11 protein-coding genes and 1 tRNA gene are annotated in these 16,475 nt (G+C 44.0%); 8 read left to right on the top strand and 4 right to left on the bottom strand.

Annotated features, from left to right (window positions below; genetic code table 11):
• Positions 1 to 17 precede the first annotated feature (17 nt).
• The 3 genes from DWY79_RS08875 (at position 18) to DWY79_RS08885 (ending at position 3,141) form a co-directional block, all read left to right on the top strand.
• On the top strand, positions 18 to 1,238 hold the full coding sequence (locus tag DWY79_RS08875; RefSeq protein WP_122369215.1) for an ABC transporter permease: 1,221 nt from the start codon (positions 18 to 20) through the stop codon (positions 1,236 to 1,238).
• Positions 1,239 to 1,321: 83 nt separating this feature from the next.
• Entirely contained in the window at positions 1,322 to 2,389 is a 1,068-nt protein-coding gene (locus tag DWY79_RS08880; protein WP_044545769.1) for a sensor histidine kinase, read from the top strand.
• Positions 2,386 to 3,141 carry a LytTR family DNA-binding domain-containing protein gene (locus DWY79_RS08885; RefSeq protein WP_008772909.1) on the top strand — a complete coding sequence of 252 codons (756 nt, stop codon included), beginning with the start codon at positions 2,386 to 2,388 and terminating at the stop codon, positions 3,139 to 3,141. The genes DWY79_RS08880 and DWY79_RS08885 overlap by 4 nt, the downstream gene beginning before the upstream one ends.
• A 7-nt stretch (positions 3,142 to 3,148) precedes the next feature.
• Here DWY79_RS08885 and dacB read toward each other — a convergent pair whose 3' ends face one another.
• Entirely contained in the window at positions 3,149 to 4,606 is a 1,458-nt protein-coding gene (gene dacB, locus DWY79_RS08890) for a D-alanyl-D-alanine carboxypeptidase/D-alanyl-D-alanine-endopeptidase (protein ID WP_122369216.1), read from the bottom strand.
• A gap of 58 nt (positions 4,607 to 4,664) precedes the next feature.
• On the opposite strand from dacB, the gene DWY79_RS08895 reads away from it, so the two are divergent.
• Both DWY79_RS08895 and DWY79_RS08900 read left to right on the top strand, forming a co-directional pair.
• Complete coding sequence (locus DWY79_RS08895) at positions 4,665 to 5,822, top strand: AI-2E family transporter (protein WP_121772135.1); 1,158 nt, start codon at positions 4,665 to 4,667, stop codon at positions 5,820 to 5,822.
• Between the two features lie 69 nt (positions 5,823 to 5,891).
• Positions 5,892 to 5,964 (top strand) — tRNA-Lys (locus tag DWY79_RS08900).
• A gap of 258 nt (positions 5,965 to 6,222) precedes the next feature.
• On the opposite strand, the gene DWY79_RS08905 is transcribed toward DWY79_RS08900, so the two are convergent.
• Positions 6,223 to 7,056: a class I SAM-dependent methyltransferase gene (locus DWY79_RS08905; RefSeq protein WP_036615536.1), complete on the bottom strand. Its 834-nt coding sequence runs from the start codon at positions 7,054 to 7,056 to the stop codon at positions 6,223 to 6,225.
• Between the two features lie 101 nt (positions 7,057 to 7,157).
• Between DWY79_RS08905 and DWY79_RS08910 the strand changes: the two genes are divergently transcribed.
• Positions 7,158 to 7,961, top strand: a complete 804-nt coding sequence (locus DWY79_RS08910; RefSeq protein WP_233563953.1) for an AraC family transcriptional regulator — start codon at positions 7,158 to 7,160, stop codon at positions 7,959 to 7,961.
• 16 nt (positions 7,962 to 7,977) lie between these two features.
• On the opposite strand, the gene DWY79_RS08915 is transcribed toward DWY79_RS08910, so the two are convergent.
• A complete protein-coding gene (locus DWY79_RS08915; protein ID WP_122369217.1) occupies positions 7,978 to 10,266 on the bottom strand; it encodes an outer membrane beta-barrel protein in 2,289 nt (762 codons plus the stop codon).
• 181 nt (positions 10,267 to 10,447) lie between these two features.
• Between DWY79_RS08915 and DWY79_RS08920 the strand changes: the two genes are divergently transcribed.
• Positions 10,448 to 11,686 carry an MFS transporter gene (locus DWY79_RS08920; protein ID WP_081031961.1) on the top strand — a complete coding sequence of 413 codons (1,239 nt, stop codon included), beginning with the start codon at positions 10,448 to 10,450 and terminating at the stop codon, positions 11,684 to 11,686.
• Positions 11,687 to 11,749: 63 nt separating this feature from the next.
• On the opposite strand, the gene DWY79_RS08925 is transcribed toward DWY79_RS08920, so the two are convergent.
• Positions 11,750 to 12,646, bottom strand: coding sequence for a PfkB family carbohydrate kinase (locus tag DWY79_RS08925; RefSeq protein ID WP_005867349.1), 897 nt, complete (start codon positions 12,644 to 12,646; stop codon positions 11,750 to 11,752).
• Positions 12,647 to 13,318: 672 nt separating this feature from the next.
• Between DWY79_RS08925 and DWY79_RS08930 the strand changes: the two genes are divergently transcribed.
• Complete coding sequence (locus tag DWY79_RS08930; protein WP_233563954.1) at positions 13,319 to 16,216, top strand: DUF6383 domain-containing protein; 2,898 nt, start codon at positions 13,319 to 13,321, stop codon at positions 16,214 to 16,216.
• Positions 16,217 to 16,475: the final 259 nt, after the last annotated feature.

Consider the following 16,475-nt stretch of genomic DNA (forward strand, 5'->3'; position numbering starts at 1 on the left):
ATAGCATATTATTTAGAATGAATACGACGAATTTACTAAAGATAGCCCTCCGGGCCTTGGCCAACAACAAGCTGCGGGGATTCCTCACGATGCTGGGTATCATCATCGGCGTGGCTTCCGTGATCACGATGCTGGCCATCGGTCAAGGCTCGAAGCGGAGTATACAGGCGCAGATCAGCGAGATGGGCTCGAACATGATCATGATCCAGCCGGGAGCCGACATGCGTGGTGGTGTCCGCCAAGACGCCTCTGCCATGGAGACGCTGAAGCTACAGGACTACGAGGATATCGTGAACGAGACTCGCTACGTCTCCGCCACCTCGCCCTCCGTGAACAGTAGCGGGCAGGCCATCTATGGCGCCAATAACGCCCCGACTACCGTCTACGGTATCAGCCCGGATTATATGGAGATACGCCGATACGAGGTGGAGGATGGCGATATGTTCAGCGATCAGGACGTACAGACCGCCGCCAAGGTATGCGTGATCGGGAAGACGGTGGTGGATAACCTTTTCCCCGGCGGAGAGAATCCCGTCGGTAAGGTGATCCGTTTCCAGAAGCTACCGTTCCGGGTCGTGGGCGTACTGAAAAGCAAAGGATACAATAGCATGGGAATGGACCAAGACGACCTGATCTTAGCTCCATACACAACTATTCAAAAAAAGGTCTTGGCCATTACCCATTTGCAAGGTATAACCTGCTCGGCGCTCAAGGAGGAGTACACCGATCAGGCCATAGACGAGATATCAGAGATACTGAGGCGTAACCATAGGCTGCGGGAAACCGATGATGATGATTTCACGATCCGGAGTATGCAGGAGTTGAGCACGATGTTGACAAGTACGACGGATATAATGACGACGTTGCTGGCCGCGGTGGCTGGTATCTCTCTTCTCGTTGGTGGTATCGGTATCATGAATATCATGTACGTGAGCGTGACGGAGCGTACGCGGGAGATCGGCCTCCGTATGAGTATCGGCGCGAAAGGCATGGATATCTTGGCTCAGTTCTTGATCGAGTCTATCCTTATCAGCGTGACCGGAGGATTGATCGGCGTGCTTTTCGGCGTGGGAGCCGCCTTGATCGTGAATGTCGTGGCGCATTTCCCGATCTATATCCAGCCGTGGAGCGTACTGCTCTCTTTCGTGGTATGTACGGTGACGGGCGTGTTCTTCGGATGGTACCCGGCCAAGAAGGCGGCGCAGCTCGACCCGATCGAGGCCATACGCTATGAGTAGACGAATGCTCACTAGATAAGGCTACATGGCTCATATAACGGTAGGAATGACTATATTTGCGTAGCACTAAAGAGGATAATAAGATGAATGACACACCACAATCTCCCCCTATCAAAGGTTTGGGAAAGTTGATACACATTGCGGGATGGGGTATCCTGTTCTGCTCCCCCTTCTTCTTCACGGGGAGGGAGTCGCAAGTCACGTTCGAGGGCTATTTCCGGAGCATCATCGTGCCGCTTTCCTTCATGCTCGTCTTCTACTTGAATTACGGGTGGCTGGTGAGGCGGTATTTGTTTAACCGCCGGACAGGGCGTTTCCTGCTGATCAACCTATTGCTTATCGGGGGTATGATGCTGTTCGTGCATCTCTGCATGCGCTATTTCTATCCGCCGGAGATGCATCATCCGGCTCGTCCGCCCCGCCCGTTGAACGAGACGGTGGGGTTCTTTCTCGTCAACGCCGTTATCTACTCTTTGGTAGCCGGCCTTAGCGTGGCGATCAAGATGACGGACGGATGGTACCGGGTGGCGGCTATCCAGCGGGAACTGGAGAAGGAGCGTGCCGAGGCGGAATTGCAGAACCTGAAGAGCCAGCTTAACCCGCATTTCCTGTTTAATACGTTGAATAATATCTATAGCTTGATAGCGTTCAGCCCGGAGAAGGCGCAGGAGGCGGTGCACGATTTGAGCCGCTTGCTTCGCTATGTCTTGTATGAGAGTAGCCAGCCTTTTGTCTCTTTGGAGAAGGATTTCGACTTCCTTCGTAATTATGTGGAGCTGATGCGTATACGCCTGCCCAAACATGTGGAGCTGAAAACGAATATCGTCGCTTCCTCCCCGGGAACCTTGATCGCCCCCCTGTTGTTTATCTCCTTGGTCGAGAACGCGTTTAAGCATGGGGTGAGCAATAATAAGCCGTCTTTCATCCATTTGGATATCCATCAGGAGGGGGCAGAGGTAGTTTGTACTATTGTGAATAGCTATTTCCCGAAAAGCCCGGATCAAGATAAAAGTGGTTCCGGTATCGGGCTGGTGAATCTGGAGAAACGCTTGGGGCTGCTCTATCCGGGGCATTTCTCGTTCCAATGCGGTCGGGAGGGGGATAACTATTCTTCTTATCTATCAATTACTATAAACGAGACTGAGATATGAGATTGACTTGCGCTATTATTGACGATGAACCTTTAGCGGTTAGCTTGCTGGAAAGCTACGTCTTGAAAACTCCGTTTCTGGATTTACAAGGGACTTATAATAGTGCCTTGGACGCTCTTTCCGACTTACGGGATCGGCCGGTGGATCTGCTTTTTCTGGATATCCAGATGCCGGAGTTGAGCGGATTGGAGTTCTCCCGTATCTTGAACGCCGATACCCGTGTCATTTTTACGACGGCTTTCGATCAATATGCCGTGGATAGTTACCGGGTAAACGCGCTGGATTATTTGTTGAAGCCAATTAGTTATCCGGACTTCCTTGCCTCGGCGAATAAGGCGTTGCGATGGTATGAGCTGCTCCGTAAGCCGGTGTCTTCGGAAGAGAAGGAAGGATCCGCGCCAATCGCGGAGAAGGGCGGGATGGAGAGTATTTTCGTCAAGAGTGAGTATAAGCTGTTGCAAATAGAGCTGCGCAAGATATTATATATTGAAGGATTAAAGGATTACGTGAAGATATTCGTGGAGGATGAGCCCCGTCCGGTCCTTTCGTTGATGAGCATGAAGAGTTTGGAGGATATGTTACCTTCGGATCGCTTTGTGCGTGTTCATCGCTCTTTTATCGTCCAGCCGGAGAAGATCAAGGTGATCGAGCGGAATCGGATTGTCTTTGGAAAGGAGTATATCCCGATCTCCGACAATTATAAACAGCATTTCCTAGAGATGATAGAGCGTAGATCGATCCTGCCGAAATAACCGCTGGTTAGTTGAGCAACTGGAGCAATAATTTCTCTATCGCTACGGTCATAGGACGTCCGTCGCAGGAATAGTTGTTTACGAATAGGGCGATGGCGTATTGCTTATCGCCTTTGTTTATATATCCCGCATATCCTTTTACCCGGCTCATGCTTCCGCTTTTAAGATGAGCTTTTCCTTGGAGGGATGAGCCTTTTAAGAAGTTCCTCACCGAGCCTTCTACCCCCGCTACGGGCAATGATTCGTAGAAGGCTGTGTGTTGTTGTGAACAGGTTTTCATATAAATCAATAAATCAGCCACAAAAGCTGTTGATAACTTGTTGGTAACCGCAAGACCGCTACCGTCGTACATCCAGACGCACGAGAGGTCGAGTCCTTTCCCTTGCCAATAGTCCCGAAGCACCTGGATACCCCGGTTAAAAGAAGATATGACCTCTCCCTTACGGGGCGTATAGCGTAGGCCGATCGTCTTGATCAAGGCATCGGCGAATAAATTATGGCTGACATGATTGGTCACTTCCACGATTTCCCGAAGCGTAGGGGAGTAAGTGGTAACAATCTCGGTCCGTTTCCCGGGTTGCCACCTACCGGCTTCCCGCAAGATACGGAAACAGGACGGTGATTCGTCGACCGTGATCCCTTCATGTTCCAATTGCCTAGTGAGATAATCCGCTAGGAAAAGAGCCGGGTCGGGAATATCCCCTTTGAGCGGATACCATTCCCGGTTAGCGGGGACAATGCCATATAAATAACGATCCGTGGCGAATGGCGCCCCTACGATAAAAGAACTATCCGAAGATACTTGCTGGGTCGTTAAGTAATTATGGAAATGGATGCCGGATAATTCCGGTTCGGTTCCTTTCAACTTCGGGCGGGTTCCGGGAGCTCCGGTTTGCAACCCTAATTTATAAAGATTGTCGAATACGCAAATCCCATAGCTTCCGGCACCATAATAACTACCCATATCTTCGCCAACCCATTTAAGGGAAGTGCCTTCCGTGTCAAATATACTTTCATCAGCGATTACGGCTCCTTGTATTTTATGGATACCCACCTTTTTCAAGGCGGAGATCCATTCCTGTAGAAACCGCTTATGATCCGGGGCTAAATGCGCTGAGCCAAGGCTAGGATCTCCGCTTCCCTTGATATATAAATTGCCTTTTAACAAGCCGTTCTCGATGGAGCCGTCGTATTCTAATGTCGTGGGAAAGCGATAATCCTCGCCCAATATCTCCAATGCGGTAGCGGTCGTAACCGTTTTCATGACCGAGGCTGGGGTCAGCTGCCGGATTGTATCGTAAGCGAATACCGTCTCGCCACTGTTAACCTCTTTCACGATCAAGGAAAATGAAGCTCCTTCCATATAAGGCTTGCGCAGGAATTGCTTGATAGGTTGTGGAGTCTGTGCCCCCACTGAAAGGTATAAGCAAGAAATGAGGAAGAAAAAGGATATTTTACGTATCATGATGTTTATATATTCTACTTTATTCTATCTTTGTCGCAAGCAAAGATATGAAAATAATATGAATCCACTGTTTGACAAGCCTTTTACGTTTGACCGTGTAATACGCATAGTGTTCGGTATACTGGTCATCTCAGGAATTATTTATTTGATAGCCTTATTACGAAACGCTTTGTTACCTTTCCTGATCGCTTGGTTACTGGCTTATATGATGCAACCGTTCGTAAAGTTCTTCCAATATAAATTATGTTTTAAGAGCCGCATCTTATCGATTATGGCGGTATTGGTGACTTTAGGGCTATTGATAACGTTGCTGGTAGTCATGGTCATTCCTTCCATTGCGGCTGAGGCGGATAAAACGCTAGAACTGATCCGCACACATGATCCCGGTGAAGGTCATGTCCCTTTGATCCCGCATTCATGGATGGAATATCTGGAAAGTAATGTGAACTTCGCCCAGATCATGGAGTTATTGAGTAAGGAGAATTTGTTGAAAGCGGTGAAGCAGATTGCGCCCCAGTTATGGTCTATCTTATCGAACACTTTCTCAATCCTTTTCAGTATCACGATCGTGTTCGTGATCTTGCTTTACTTTATTTTCATCCTTTTGGATTATGAGAAGATCGCGAATGGTTGGATCGATTTGATACCGGAGCGTTACCGTCCGTTCCTGCAAGGTTTGGCTGAGGATGTGGAATACAGCATGAATCGTTATTTCCGCGGACAATCGTTGATCGCTCTTTCTGTAGGGGTTCTCCTCGCGATCGGCTTTAAGATCATTAATTTCCCGTTGGCGGTCACGCTGGGCCTGTTTATCGGCGTGCTGAACTTAATTCCCTATATGCAGGCGATCGGTATTATCCCGATGATTCTATTGAGCTTATTGCGTTCGGCCGAGACTGGCGAGAACTTCTGGTTGATCTTTGGTATGGCTATTTTAGTCTTGGGTATCGTACAATGTATACAGGATTTATATCTTACCCCTCGCATAATGGGTAAGGCTATGGGACTGAATCCCGCCATCATCTTACTCTCATTATCCATCTGGGGAACGATCCTAGGCTTTATAGGCTTAATAATAGCCCTCCCATTGACAACATTGTGCTTATCCTACTATAAACGCTTTATCTTGCACGAAGATAATGAGTTAGATCCCGGAAACCTTGCTCATCAACCTAAGCGAGAGAAAATAAATTCAGATTTAATCGCAAAAAAATAGCCATGCCTATTGCATATTAAAAAAATACTCCTACCTTTGCACCCGCATTACAGAAGTAACGCACAGGATGATTCGCTAGCTCAGCTGGTAGAGCACAACACTTTTAATGTTGGGGTCCTGGGTTCGAGCCCCAGGCGGATCACATAAGAACAAAGCCAAAAGAGATAAGTCCTGCAATATTAACGTATTGTGGGCTTTTTTATGTTTTAGTCTTGCTTGAAAGCCCAAAAAGGCGCACGAAAAGATACGGTTGAGTATCCAAATCGTATCCCCTTCCCCAAAAAACGATTAGGGGGTACAATTGTCGGAAAGTCCTTCTGATAAACTACGTGGAGGTCTTCTATTTAATACCAAAACTCATGATCGAATACAGAACTAGCTTTTTTATTTGGTAGATAACCTATTTACTTATTTCTCCAACTTTATAACCTACGATTCCAAAAGATTTGTGTAGCGCCGGGATTAACCACATGATCAGGCCGGGTAGTCCCCAGCGTTTTTTCTCTTCGCTGATGAAATAGAATCGTTCGATCAGTTTGAGCTTGGGGAACCATTGCTCGATTGTGTGCGGATCGTTTAGTCCGAAATGGAAACGGGCTTTTGTCCGTTTTACCGATTCATGCTTGTCGGAGTTGCGGGCGGCCCATTTATTGACGAAATCAAAATATATCTCGCATCCGGGAAAGCGTTGGGCGAGGTTTTGGATAACAGATTTTACCTGTTCCTCATTGAAATACATCATTACACCTTCCGCGAGGAAAAGGAAGCGGCCGTGAGGATGTTTTTGTCTCAACATATCCATCCAGTCCGTCTCGAGCATAGAGCCTTTGATCGTGAGATCTTTAGCGGAGGCAGGGAATAGCTTTTCACGCAAATTGATTACTTCAGGTAAGTCTAGTTCGTAGAAGGTCGCTTGGTTATGGTTGGAGACACGTTGGAAACGGCTGTCTAATCCGCAACCGATTGATACCACTACCGGATCTTCAGTTACCTTACGGTCGATGAATCGCTGGACCAAACGATCGAAATGACGTAGGCGGATAGCGGTTCCGGTAGTACTCATCGTGATTTTACCAAACTTGGCGAAATCATAATCTATTTTCTCAACAAGCTCACATGCCATCGGGTCTTTTAATATCGCATCTTTCCGGTGACTTTCGTGAGCGCGTGATAGTAAGGGAATAAACAAGGTCTCCGCGATGTTATCCTTTATCTCTGGTTTTATTTTATTCATAATATACCTATTTATAGGGATTGATTATCCGGTACAAAGATGGGATCTTTGCTTTTGGTTTATTTACGCAAGAAGGAAGTGTATTTTAATCAAACGGAAAAATGGTACACATAGAACTCTCATCTCGTGGAAGAGATACGATCGCTTTAGAAATGCCGGATATAAGTTATTTTTCTACCAATCGTTCAGGAGGGCTAGAAGAGAACTGTTGGGAGGCGGAGAACAAATTATTGACCTATCGTATCAGTGATTTCAGATGCAGGGATTTTAATGTGACAAGATACCAGATCTATTGCAAGGAGGATTGTTGCATGCGTTCCCTAAATGTCGGTAACTCGTTTATGGGACTTTCTGTTGTTCGTCAGGGGATCGTCGAATGCTTTTTGTCGGAGACACGGGATAAGCGGATTTGGCGGAAAGGGTATACGAATATGATCGTAAGTTCTGGTATCAAGGAAGAGCGGAATCTGTTCCGTAAAGGAGATACTTTTGGTATGACAAGTATTCTGGTGTCGCCGGATTTCTTCCAACATTTGTCGGAACGTTATACGGAGTACTTCGGGAGTGCTTATTTGCGATTCGACAGGGGGGAGACTTTCTTTATCGCTCCCAAGAATCTCTCGATTCCAATCGCTTTATCTGTGGCGTTGAATGATCTTGAGGTCTCTCAGATGATGGGAAATGCCTCGCCAATGTATCTCGAAGCAAAAGTAACCGAGTGCTTGTCTTTATTTATGCGGGAGACGGAAGGTAAAGAACCGGTTAACGCAAAGATAGTAGGCTTTTCCGATCGGGATAAAATTTATCAGGCCCGGGATATTATATGTTCCGAATATTTGAACCCGCCTTCATTACATGATTTGGCTTTACGTGTCGGAACTAATGAATGTACTTTGAAAGCGTAGTATAGACCATCGACTTTTATTTCCCGAATCGGGAACTATCCACCTCTTTATGCTCTTTTGCTTTAAAATCTCCGAATTTATAGATAAAGAATAAGGAGACTCGTCTGGAATCCGGGATCATACGCATATGTAAGTCTTGTGTTTTGTATTGGAGATTAAGATCTTTTGGGACCCATGAATTAAACATGTCATCTACTTTTAAAGAGATCTCCGCTTTGCCGTTGGGGGAGATCCATTTCAAGCCGGCGTCTACGTTATACATACTGCTGATCGTCATTGGGCCTTGAATGTTGCGGGTAATATAAGAACCGGATACTTCCGCTTTGATAGTAGGCTTCGATGAGATGTTGAACGTATTATTTAATTCGGCATAGAATGCCAGATTATCTTTATTGAAGCTTATATCATGGTAATTATCACATTTCATCTTGTCATAATAACCGTTTAACGTTAATCTGGAATCAAGCACGGAGCCGGCTTTGAATGGTATCATTACATTTAGGCCTAGCTTACTGGAATAGTCGAAATTCAGTGTCTTATAGATAAGAACTAGTCTCTCGGAGGATTGATAGGGGAGCTGGTTGAAATTATTGTCTATATAATTTGCGTATAGCGTGAAAATGTATTTGTTTTTTAGGATGTAGTTCAATTGGGCAGAGTAGAGTCTGGACGGCCTTAAATCCGGGTTACCTTGTATCTCGGTATATCCATTCAGATAAGACACCGTATTCTGCATCTCCCAATAGCTGGGATAGGTCTTGTCTGAAGAAACGGATAATTGCAGGATGTGGCTGGGGTGGGCTCGGTACGTGATTTCCATCATTGGGAATAAGCTCCAATAATCAATCTCCTTATGTTTGTAATACTCTCCGGTCAAAGAGGCGTTTACGGATAGGTTATCAGAGAAGCTTTTGGAAAAGCCGGTATATAAATCATATACATATTCATCCAGTTTACTGTAACTATTAGAGATGGACCAATCGTGTTCGCGCAGTGAATGATATACCTGAGAACTTTTGTCTGAGGCGAAGCTGAATTTTGTCCCATAGTTGAGCATCCAGCCTTTTCCTAATTTATGGTTCTGGTCCGCGTAGACGGAGAGCCTACGGATGTCTTGTTGTGATTTAGCGTTGAAGGCATCTTCTTTCCCGGCTTTCTTCTCTTGGTAATATTGTGTCGTATGATTGATGTAAGCGGTAAAATCAATCCCTACATTAAGGCCGAACCCGGAGGCATAGTCGAGCGCCAGATTATGCATCTGGATCGGTTTGTCGGATTTCTTTCTGTTTTCGGAATCCGAATAGGTTCCTACAGAAGAGGTGAAAGGATGAGTCCATTGCTGGATCTCTGAGGTATAGGCGAAGCTTAGTTTGTTCTTATCGTTCAAGAACCAATCATTGCCTAGGCGTATGGTATGGACTGGGAGCCGGGTATGTCCTCTGTCGAATTGCTCGATCTCGTAGGTCTTACCATCGAATAAATGGTGTGATAAGATATCCTCACCTGTCCGTTCCCTGTGGTAGCCGAAGGAGTACATGAGATCGGTAGAATATTTAGGCGTGTTGTAAACGAGAGTAGCGCCACTTTGGTAATTAGCGTAATGCCCTTGGTTGTATAGAGCATTGACTTGTCCTTGCAGTTTGGGAGTCTCGGAAGTACCGTTATTAAGGACCAGATTAATCACGGCCCCGCGTACATGATATTGGGGTGGAGCACTATACATGATCTCTGCTTCTTGAATACGTTCTTTGGGCATATTCTTAAGCAGATTCTCCAATTGGCTCTCACCCATATTGGTGGTCTTGCCATTGATGATAACCGTGACTTCATTTGTTCCGGCAAGTTGTATTTTCCCGCTTTGTTCCCGCACTCCCGGTAGTTCTAGGATCGCCTCGTAAGCGCTAGCAGCCATCTTGTCTTTTAACAAGTGTGGCATGCTGTAGGTTATTTTCCCATCAACAACCTTGGCTAAAGGACGCTCTCCGGTAACAGATACTTCCGAAAGCGTCTGGCTTTTCTCGTTCAGTTGTATATTGCCTATCGTAAGTGAGTCATAAGTGCTTTGATACGTTTCATACAGCAGATGCTGGACGGTTAAGAGGAAAGGGGATATCTCCGCTTTGACACTAAAAGAGCCCAAAGAGTCCGTATAGGTGGAGTTTACATATACTGAATCGTTCGTTTGTATAATCACGACCGCTAGTTCGATAGGATGGTTATTTAAGTCCGTAACCCTTCCCGTAATAACTTGTGCCTGTGTGAATGTGGTAAATAATAATCCTAAAAAGATAATCCAGCTTCTCATATCATCCTCGATTTAGTCAACATTCCTGTGCATATTTCGCAAATATACTTTTCATTAGGGAATCTACCTAATAAATTCTACTTTTAGGACTTAGGGGATTAGGATATATTTGATAGCTTTGCGGAGGAATGGGGTTCGTGCCTCTTTCTCGAATAGATGATAACAATAAAAGTAAATGATAATGAATGAAAAAATGAATACTCCATTGGGTAGCGCTTTTCCCAAGGAACGGGTTCGTTATGCGATGCTTTCTTTCTTTTTAGCGCAAGGTCTTTGTTTCTCTAGTTGGGCTAGCCGTATTCCGGACGTGAAGGATTTCTTTGAGGTGAATTACGCTTTCTATTGGGGCTTGGTCTTGTTCCTGATCCCGGTAGGTAAGTTTGTGGCGATACCGTTAGCGGGTTATTTGGTGTCGAAGTTGGGAAGCCGTATTATGGCGCAGGCCAGTGTGTTGGGATATGCCTTGGCCTTATTCGCAATCGGTACGGCACATAATATTTATCTGCTGGGTGTCTATTTATTCTGTTTTGGGGTGTTCTGGAATCTTTGCGATATATCCTTGAATACGCAAGGGATTGGTATCGAGCGGCTCTATGGACGTACGATTATGGCCTCATTTCATGGAGGTTGGAGTCTGGCGGCTTGTTTAGGGGCTTTGATCGGGTTTATCATGATCGTATCCGGTGTTACTCCGTTCTGGCATTTTACGTTGATTGCTTTATTGATTGTGATGATCGTTTTGGTAAGCCGGAAGTATTTGCAGGAAGACGTAGCGGTTGAATCACCGGAGGAAGAGAAGGAAGCGGAGAAGAAAGAAGCTCCGGCATTGTTGAGCTTTATCCGTAAGCCGGAAATGCTGTTGATCCAGTTAGGTATCGTTGGACTGTTTGCCTTGGTGGTGGAAAGTGCGATGTTTGATTGGAGTGGACTTTACTTCGAATCGGTACTACAAGTTCCTAAATCCTTGCAGATCGGTTTCTTAGTGTTCATGGTGATGATGACGGTAGGCCGTTTTCTCACGAACTCCGCCTATAGCGTTTTAGGAAAGCAGAAGGTATTGCAATTAGCGGGTTTCTTTATTTTTGCAGGTTTCTTTATCTCAGCCATGTTGGGTGGAATGTTCGAATCGATGACGGTGAAGGTGATCGTGAATTCCTTGGGCTTTATGTTGGTAGGCTTGGGTATCTCGTGTATGGTGCCTACTATTTATAGCTTGGTGGGTGCTAAATCGAAAACTCCGGTGGGAATTGCCTTGACAATCCTTTCTAGCATCAGTTTTATCGGCTCATTGATCGCACCTTTGTTGATCGGAGCGATCTCGCAGGCTTTCAATATGAAATACGCTTATATCGTGGTCGGCTTGTTAGGGCTTTGTATCTTGCTAATGACTACATTCTGCAAAGCATTCAAGAATAATTAAAGATAGAGAATTGAGAATTGAAAATTAGGAGAGAGCGAATAATTTTCAATTCTCAATTTTCAACTACTCAGGCATTCGTTGTTCCGCTGTCTCTAAGCATCGCAACACATCTTCCTTAGTGCCGTTGAATGGGCCTATTCCTTCGATTTTCAATGTTGTCATAGCTGCCGCGAAACGTCCGGCTTCTTCTATGCTTGCGCCTTTGGCACGTTTATAGAGATATCCTGTCATATAAGTATCACCCGCTCCGGTAGCGTTTACTACTTCTTTCGGTATGTAAGCGGGGATTTTATGGAAAGTGGAACCGTCGTAAATGATAGATCCCATGCTTCCGAAAGTCAGCAATACCTCTTTCACGCCCCAATCGTAGATAACTTTTCCTGCGTTCACGGCATCGGTATATCCGGTTAACACCTCCATCTCATGTTCGTTAGCCTTGAGGAAGTGCACGTATTTAAGTACTTCTTTTTTCTCTGGCCAATCCACGGCAAATACATCCTTGTCTCTTACTTCCCGTAGATACCCTTGCGAGTCAATCGATACTAAGCCTTTCCCCGCTAAATACTTTACCACTTCCAAAGAGAAATCATCGGCAAGCAAACTACCAAGGTGGAAGATCTTGGAGTCGATGTTCTCCAGATACTCTACGGTGAAAGGATCTGCTTTCGCCAATACACGTTGCGTACGGTTATCTTGGTTCTCTCCATAAATATTCTCGAAATAAACGGTGTGCTTACTTGGCATCACGGCAACGTCGATACCTTCGGCTCGTAGTTCCTCCACCGTTTTCATCTCAGATTCAGCCAAGGCTGTCACTAGAGTATAGTCAATATCATCGAAATGTTTTATCGCATGCGAGAAATAAAAGGAGGTTCCTCCCGGCATATGGACGGTATTCTTAGGTGTCACTACCTTATCCAAGGTGATGTGTCCTACGCAGCAAAGTTCGTGTGTATTCATTTTTTACTCAGTTTATTATAAAGCGACAAATTTATGAAAAAAGAGTTCAAGTACATAGGATAGTCGTTATTTTGACCAATAAAAGCGTAAACGAGGCGCTTCCATGCAAGAGCGAAAGTATTTACATATAGTAGAAACGAAAGTGTTTACCTCTAGAAGTAAAGTCATTTACATATGGAAGTAAACAGCGTTACATCTAGTTGTAAATGTAATATGCTGATAATCCGTATATAATACTGTTGGCGGATAATGCTCGGTGTATCTGCTGGAAATATTCAAATTCACCTTATCCGATAAGCATGCTTATTTGGATTTAGAAAGAAGAATTGATAATCAGTCAACGACATAGATAATATATAATGTACGCTCGTACATTATAATATATGCAATACGCATAGAGGTTATACTACTATATAGGTGATGTATATTTTATGTGCGATGGAATAGAATGTGAGAAACGACTAGTCTAAACGATCGATTTTTCTAGTCATTTGCAAAGGTACGCGTTTCTTCGACACTTACAACCCTTCCGCATTATTTTTTTATCGCTTATCCTCTTTCTTATCAATAGGATAGGTTATCCTTTACGAAACAACGGATTCTTTCAACAAATCTCCTGTTTTGGCACTAAAAAAACGCAAGATTTAGACGATCGTTTAGACTAGTCGTTTTATGCCCAATTTGAAGGGGCAAAATATTGAAGAGCTTTTAATTAACACTAGTATTAATATTAATTTTAGAATTATGAACAAAAAGTTTTCTACTCTTGTAGCTGGACTTGCAATGATTTCGGCTGTTGCTTCAGCCCAAATCACCAAAACAGACGGTTACACCATGTTGAAGTCCAGTTCTTCTGATTATTTAGCTGTTTATGGAGCTAAATCGGACTCTGTAGTGGTAAAAACATTTAGCAATTTGGCAACTGCTCCTAAAGCTTCTATTGACTCTGCTATGTGGAAGGTTACTGAAGCTGGAGTTGATGCTACAGGAAACAAGCTTTACAGCTTCACTAACAAAAAGACTGGTGCTGTATTGTCTTTCGCTGCAAAAAAAGATGCTAAACCTAATTTAGCGGCAGGTGTTGACAAGTGGTCTGTAACTACTGACGGCAAGATTTCTGCTTATTATTCTGCGAACGGATCTTTAGGATTGGTTGTGTCTGGAGGTAAGTTATCCTTGGGCATTGCTAGTGCCGCTACAGCATTCACTTCGGAAGTAAATTCGGCTTTGAAGGCTCGTACTTTGGCTGCCTCTGACTTAGGCGATGGTTTCACTGTATTCTCTTTGAACTTTGGAGAGGCTTATCAAGAGAACATCTTTGAGGGCAAAGAATTAGTAGCTACTCAGTTGACTGGTGCTGATGCTGATTATGTACAGTTGCAGGAAGTTGGCGCTGATAAGATCGGTGAAAAGGATGCTTACTTCGGTTTGGATACAACTAAGTACACGATCGCTGGGCAAAAGGATGTGTTTGGCTATAAATTCGCAAAAGACTCAACTTGGTTGGATAATGGTTATCATACAGTATTGAATGGTGATTTTCAAAAGTTCAAATTTATTCAAGACTTATCAAACGATAAAGTCGCTGTTTATGTAAAGAATGCACCTGTTTATAATACAACTACTAAGAAATTTGAAGTTGCGCTTACAGGTACTGCTGCTGATGTTCAAGTAGTATATGCTCAGGTAACCAATTCAAAGGTATTGACAGTCTCTAAACTTTCTGGTACTCCTTCTACAATCGAGCAAGGTGTCGCTCCTTCCGTAAAATTAGGTAAGGGCACTCCGGCTACATTGCCTACTGGTGATGGTGTTTACTTCATCAAGGTTAAATCTGGTGATGAGTTTAAGTATGTTTATGCTACGGCTAGTGGATTGGAATTGAAGAAGGATGCTCCTAATGCATATAACCCTGCTGGTCAGTTCTATGTAGTTGCTAAGGGTGGTAAATACCAATTCGTTGAACGTAACTTCAACCAAGGTCTTACAACTGCTGCCGCTCAGATCTATAAGGTAACAGGTAAAGACGCTTACAGAGTGGATGCTGTAAATAGCGCTGCCTCTGCAAGCTTAGCGGCTGGTGAGGAATTCTACTTCGAATATCAGAAAGATATCAAAGCTGGTGGCAAGGAATACAATTATATGGCTACGAAGTATTTGGATAAAGTCGCTATCGATAACTTCGCTTATACATTGAACTTGATCTCCGGTACGGAGGGTGTTGATGATTTGTATACAATCGTTGACGGCGTATTGAAGGTTAAGAAAACTACAGCCGAAGACGCTGCTAAATTCAAGGTTGAAGTAATTAAAGATAAAACGGGTAAGGTCTGGACTAGCAATGCTGATGAACACAAAGCTGGTGTAGGTGCTATCGCTTTAGGTGATACTTTAGCTACGGCTACTTATAAACTTTACAAGCAATATACAAAAGAGTATGTTGTAGCTAAGGATAATGAATTTAAGTTGGCAAAAGAAGATAATACAGCTACTCCTGCAGTTGCTGGTTCTGAGTTCACATTCAAAACAGCTAAGGGCAATGGTTATTTATTGTCTACAGGTGATAAGATTGTGGTATTGGATGTTAATACTGGTAAGTTGATCTCTGCTGCAGCTTCAGCTGTAAATAACAACTATTTTGACTTGGTAGTAGAGCCATCTCCGGACTACGCTACATTGAATGCTCCTTCTCACATGTTGGTTAAATCTGCCGAGGCTGATGGTAAAGCTCTTTCCATGAATCCTAAGTCTTTGTTTGCGGAGGTTAAGTTGGCAGGTCAAGAAGAATATATCGACAGCTTGTTTGGTTTGTGGATTGATACTGCTTGTGTAAAAGATGTAACTAGACCTACTTATTACATCACAACAGGTAATGGGTTAGACTCTGCTGCTATCGCTGATGGTTACAGATATTTCTTGGTAAATCCTCAAGATTCTGTTTATTCTGCGGTTAAGGGTGATGATGATAAATATACATCTAAGACAAATGAAGGTAGCGCTTATTGGAATGCTACAGAAGGTTTGGTGAAAGCAGCTTTTGTTAAAGCTATCGTTTATGGTGAGGATTCTTTAGCTATTGTTCGTGAAAAAGCAACTGCTGTTGATACCTTGAAGACTATGTCTGTAAATCCGGCTGCAATGGCATTTGTTACAACTGCAAATAATACATTGAAGATCGAGAATAAGACAACAAAGGAGATTGCAAACGAAGATGATGCAACTAAGACTGATCGTGAAGATGTAACTTCTTATTTGAAAGTTATCAACAACGTATTAGTTTGGACGGATAATCGTGACGAGGCTCATGAGTTCGTTGCTGAGGCTACGACATTACACCCGACATCCAACGATAACGTTGAAGAAGGAGCTTCTGCTATCTCTGTTGTCGCTAACGCTGGAACTGTAACAATCCAAGGTGCCGCTGGCAAGTCTGTTGTTATCTCTAACATCTTAGGTAAGGTGGTTGCTGAGACAGTTCTTTCATCTGATAACGCTACAATCGCTGTACCGGCAGGTATCGTAGCTGTAGCTGTAGAGGGTGAGGCTGCTGTTAAGGTGGTTGTTAAATAATTATTTTATTCGAAATGATACAGTAGAGGCGGGCACGTCCCGTCTCTATCTAAATATATTTAATTAAATAATTTCCACGCAACAAAGTATCCCGTGATGGGGGAACGTGTGGTTAATACTAAAGTAAAAAAGTTCTTCCGATAGTATTTCCGTGAGGAAGGAAACCGGATAAAAAATTGCTCCCGGCGATATTCGTATCGTCGGGACTTTTTTATGGTTCGGAAAGCTTTTACATAAATAAATGCGTATATTGCGGCAA

The sequence above is a fragment of the Parabacteroides sp. AF27-14 genome (assembly GCF_003635425.1).
GTDB classification, from domain to species: domain Bacteria; phylum Bacteroidota; class Bacteroidia; order Bacteroidales; family Tannerellaceae; genus Parabacteroides; species Parabacteroides distasonis.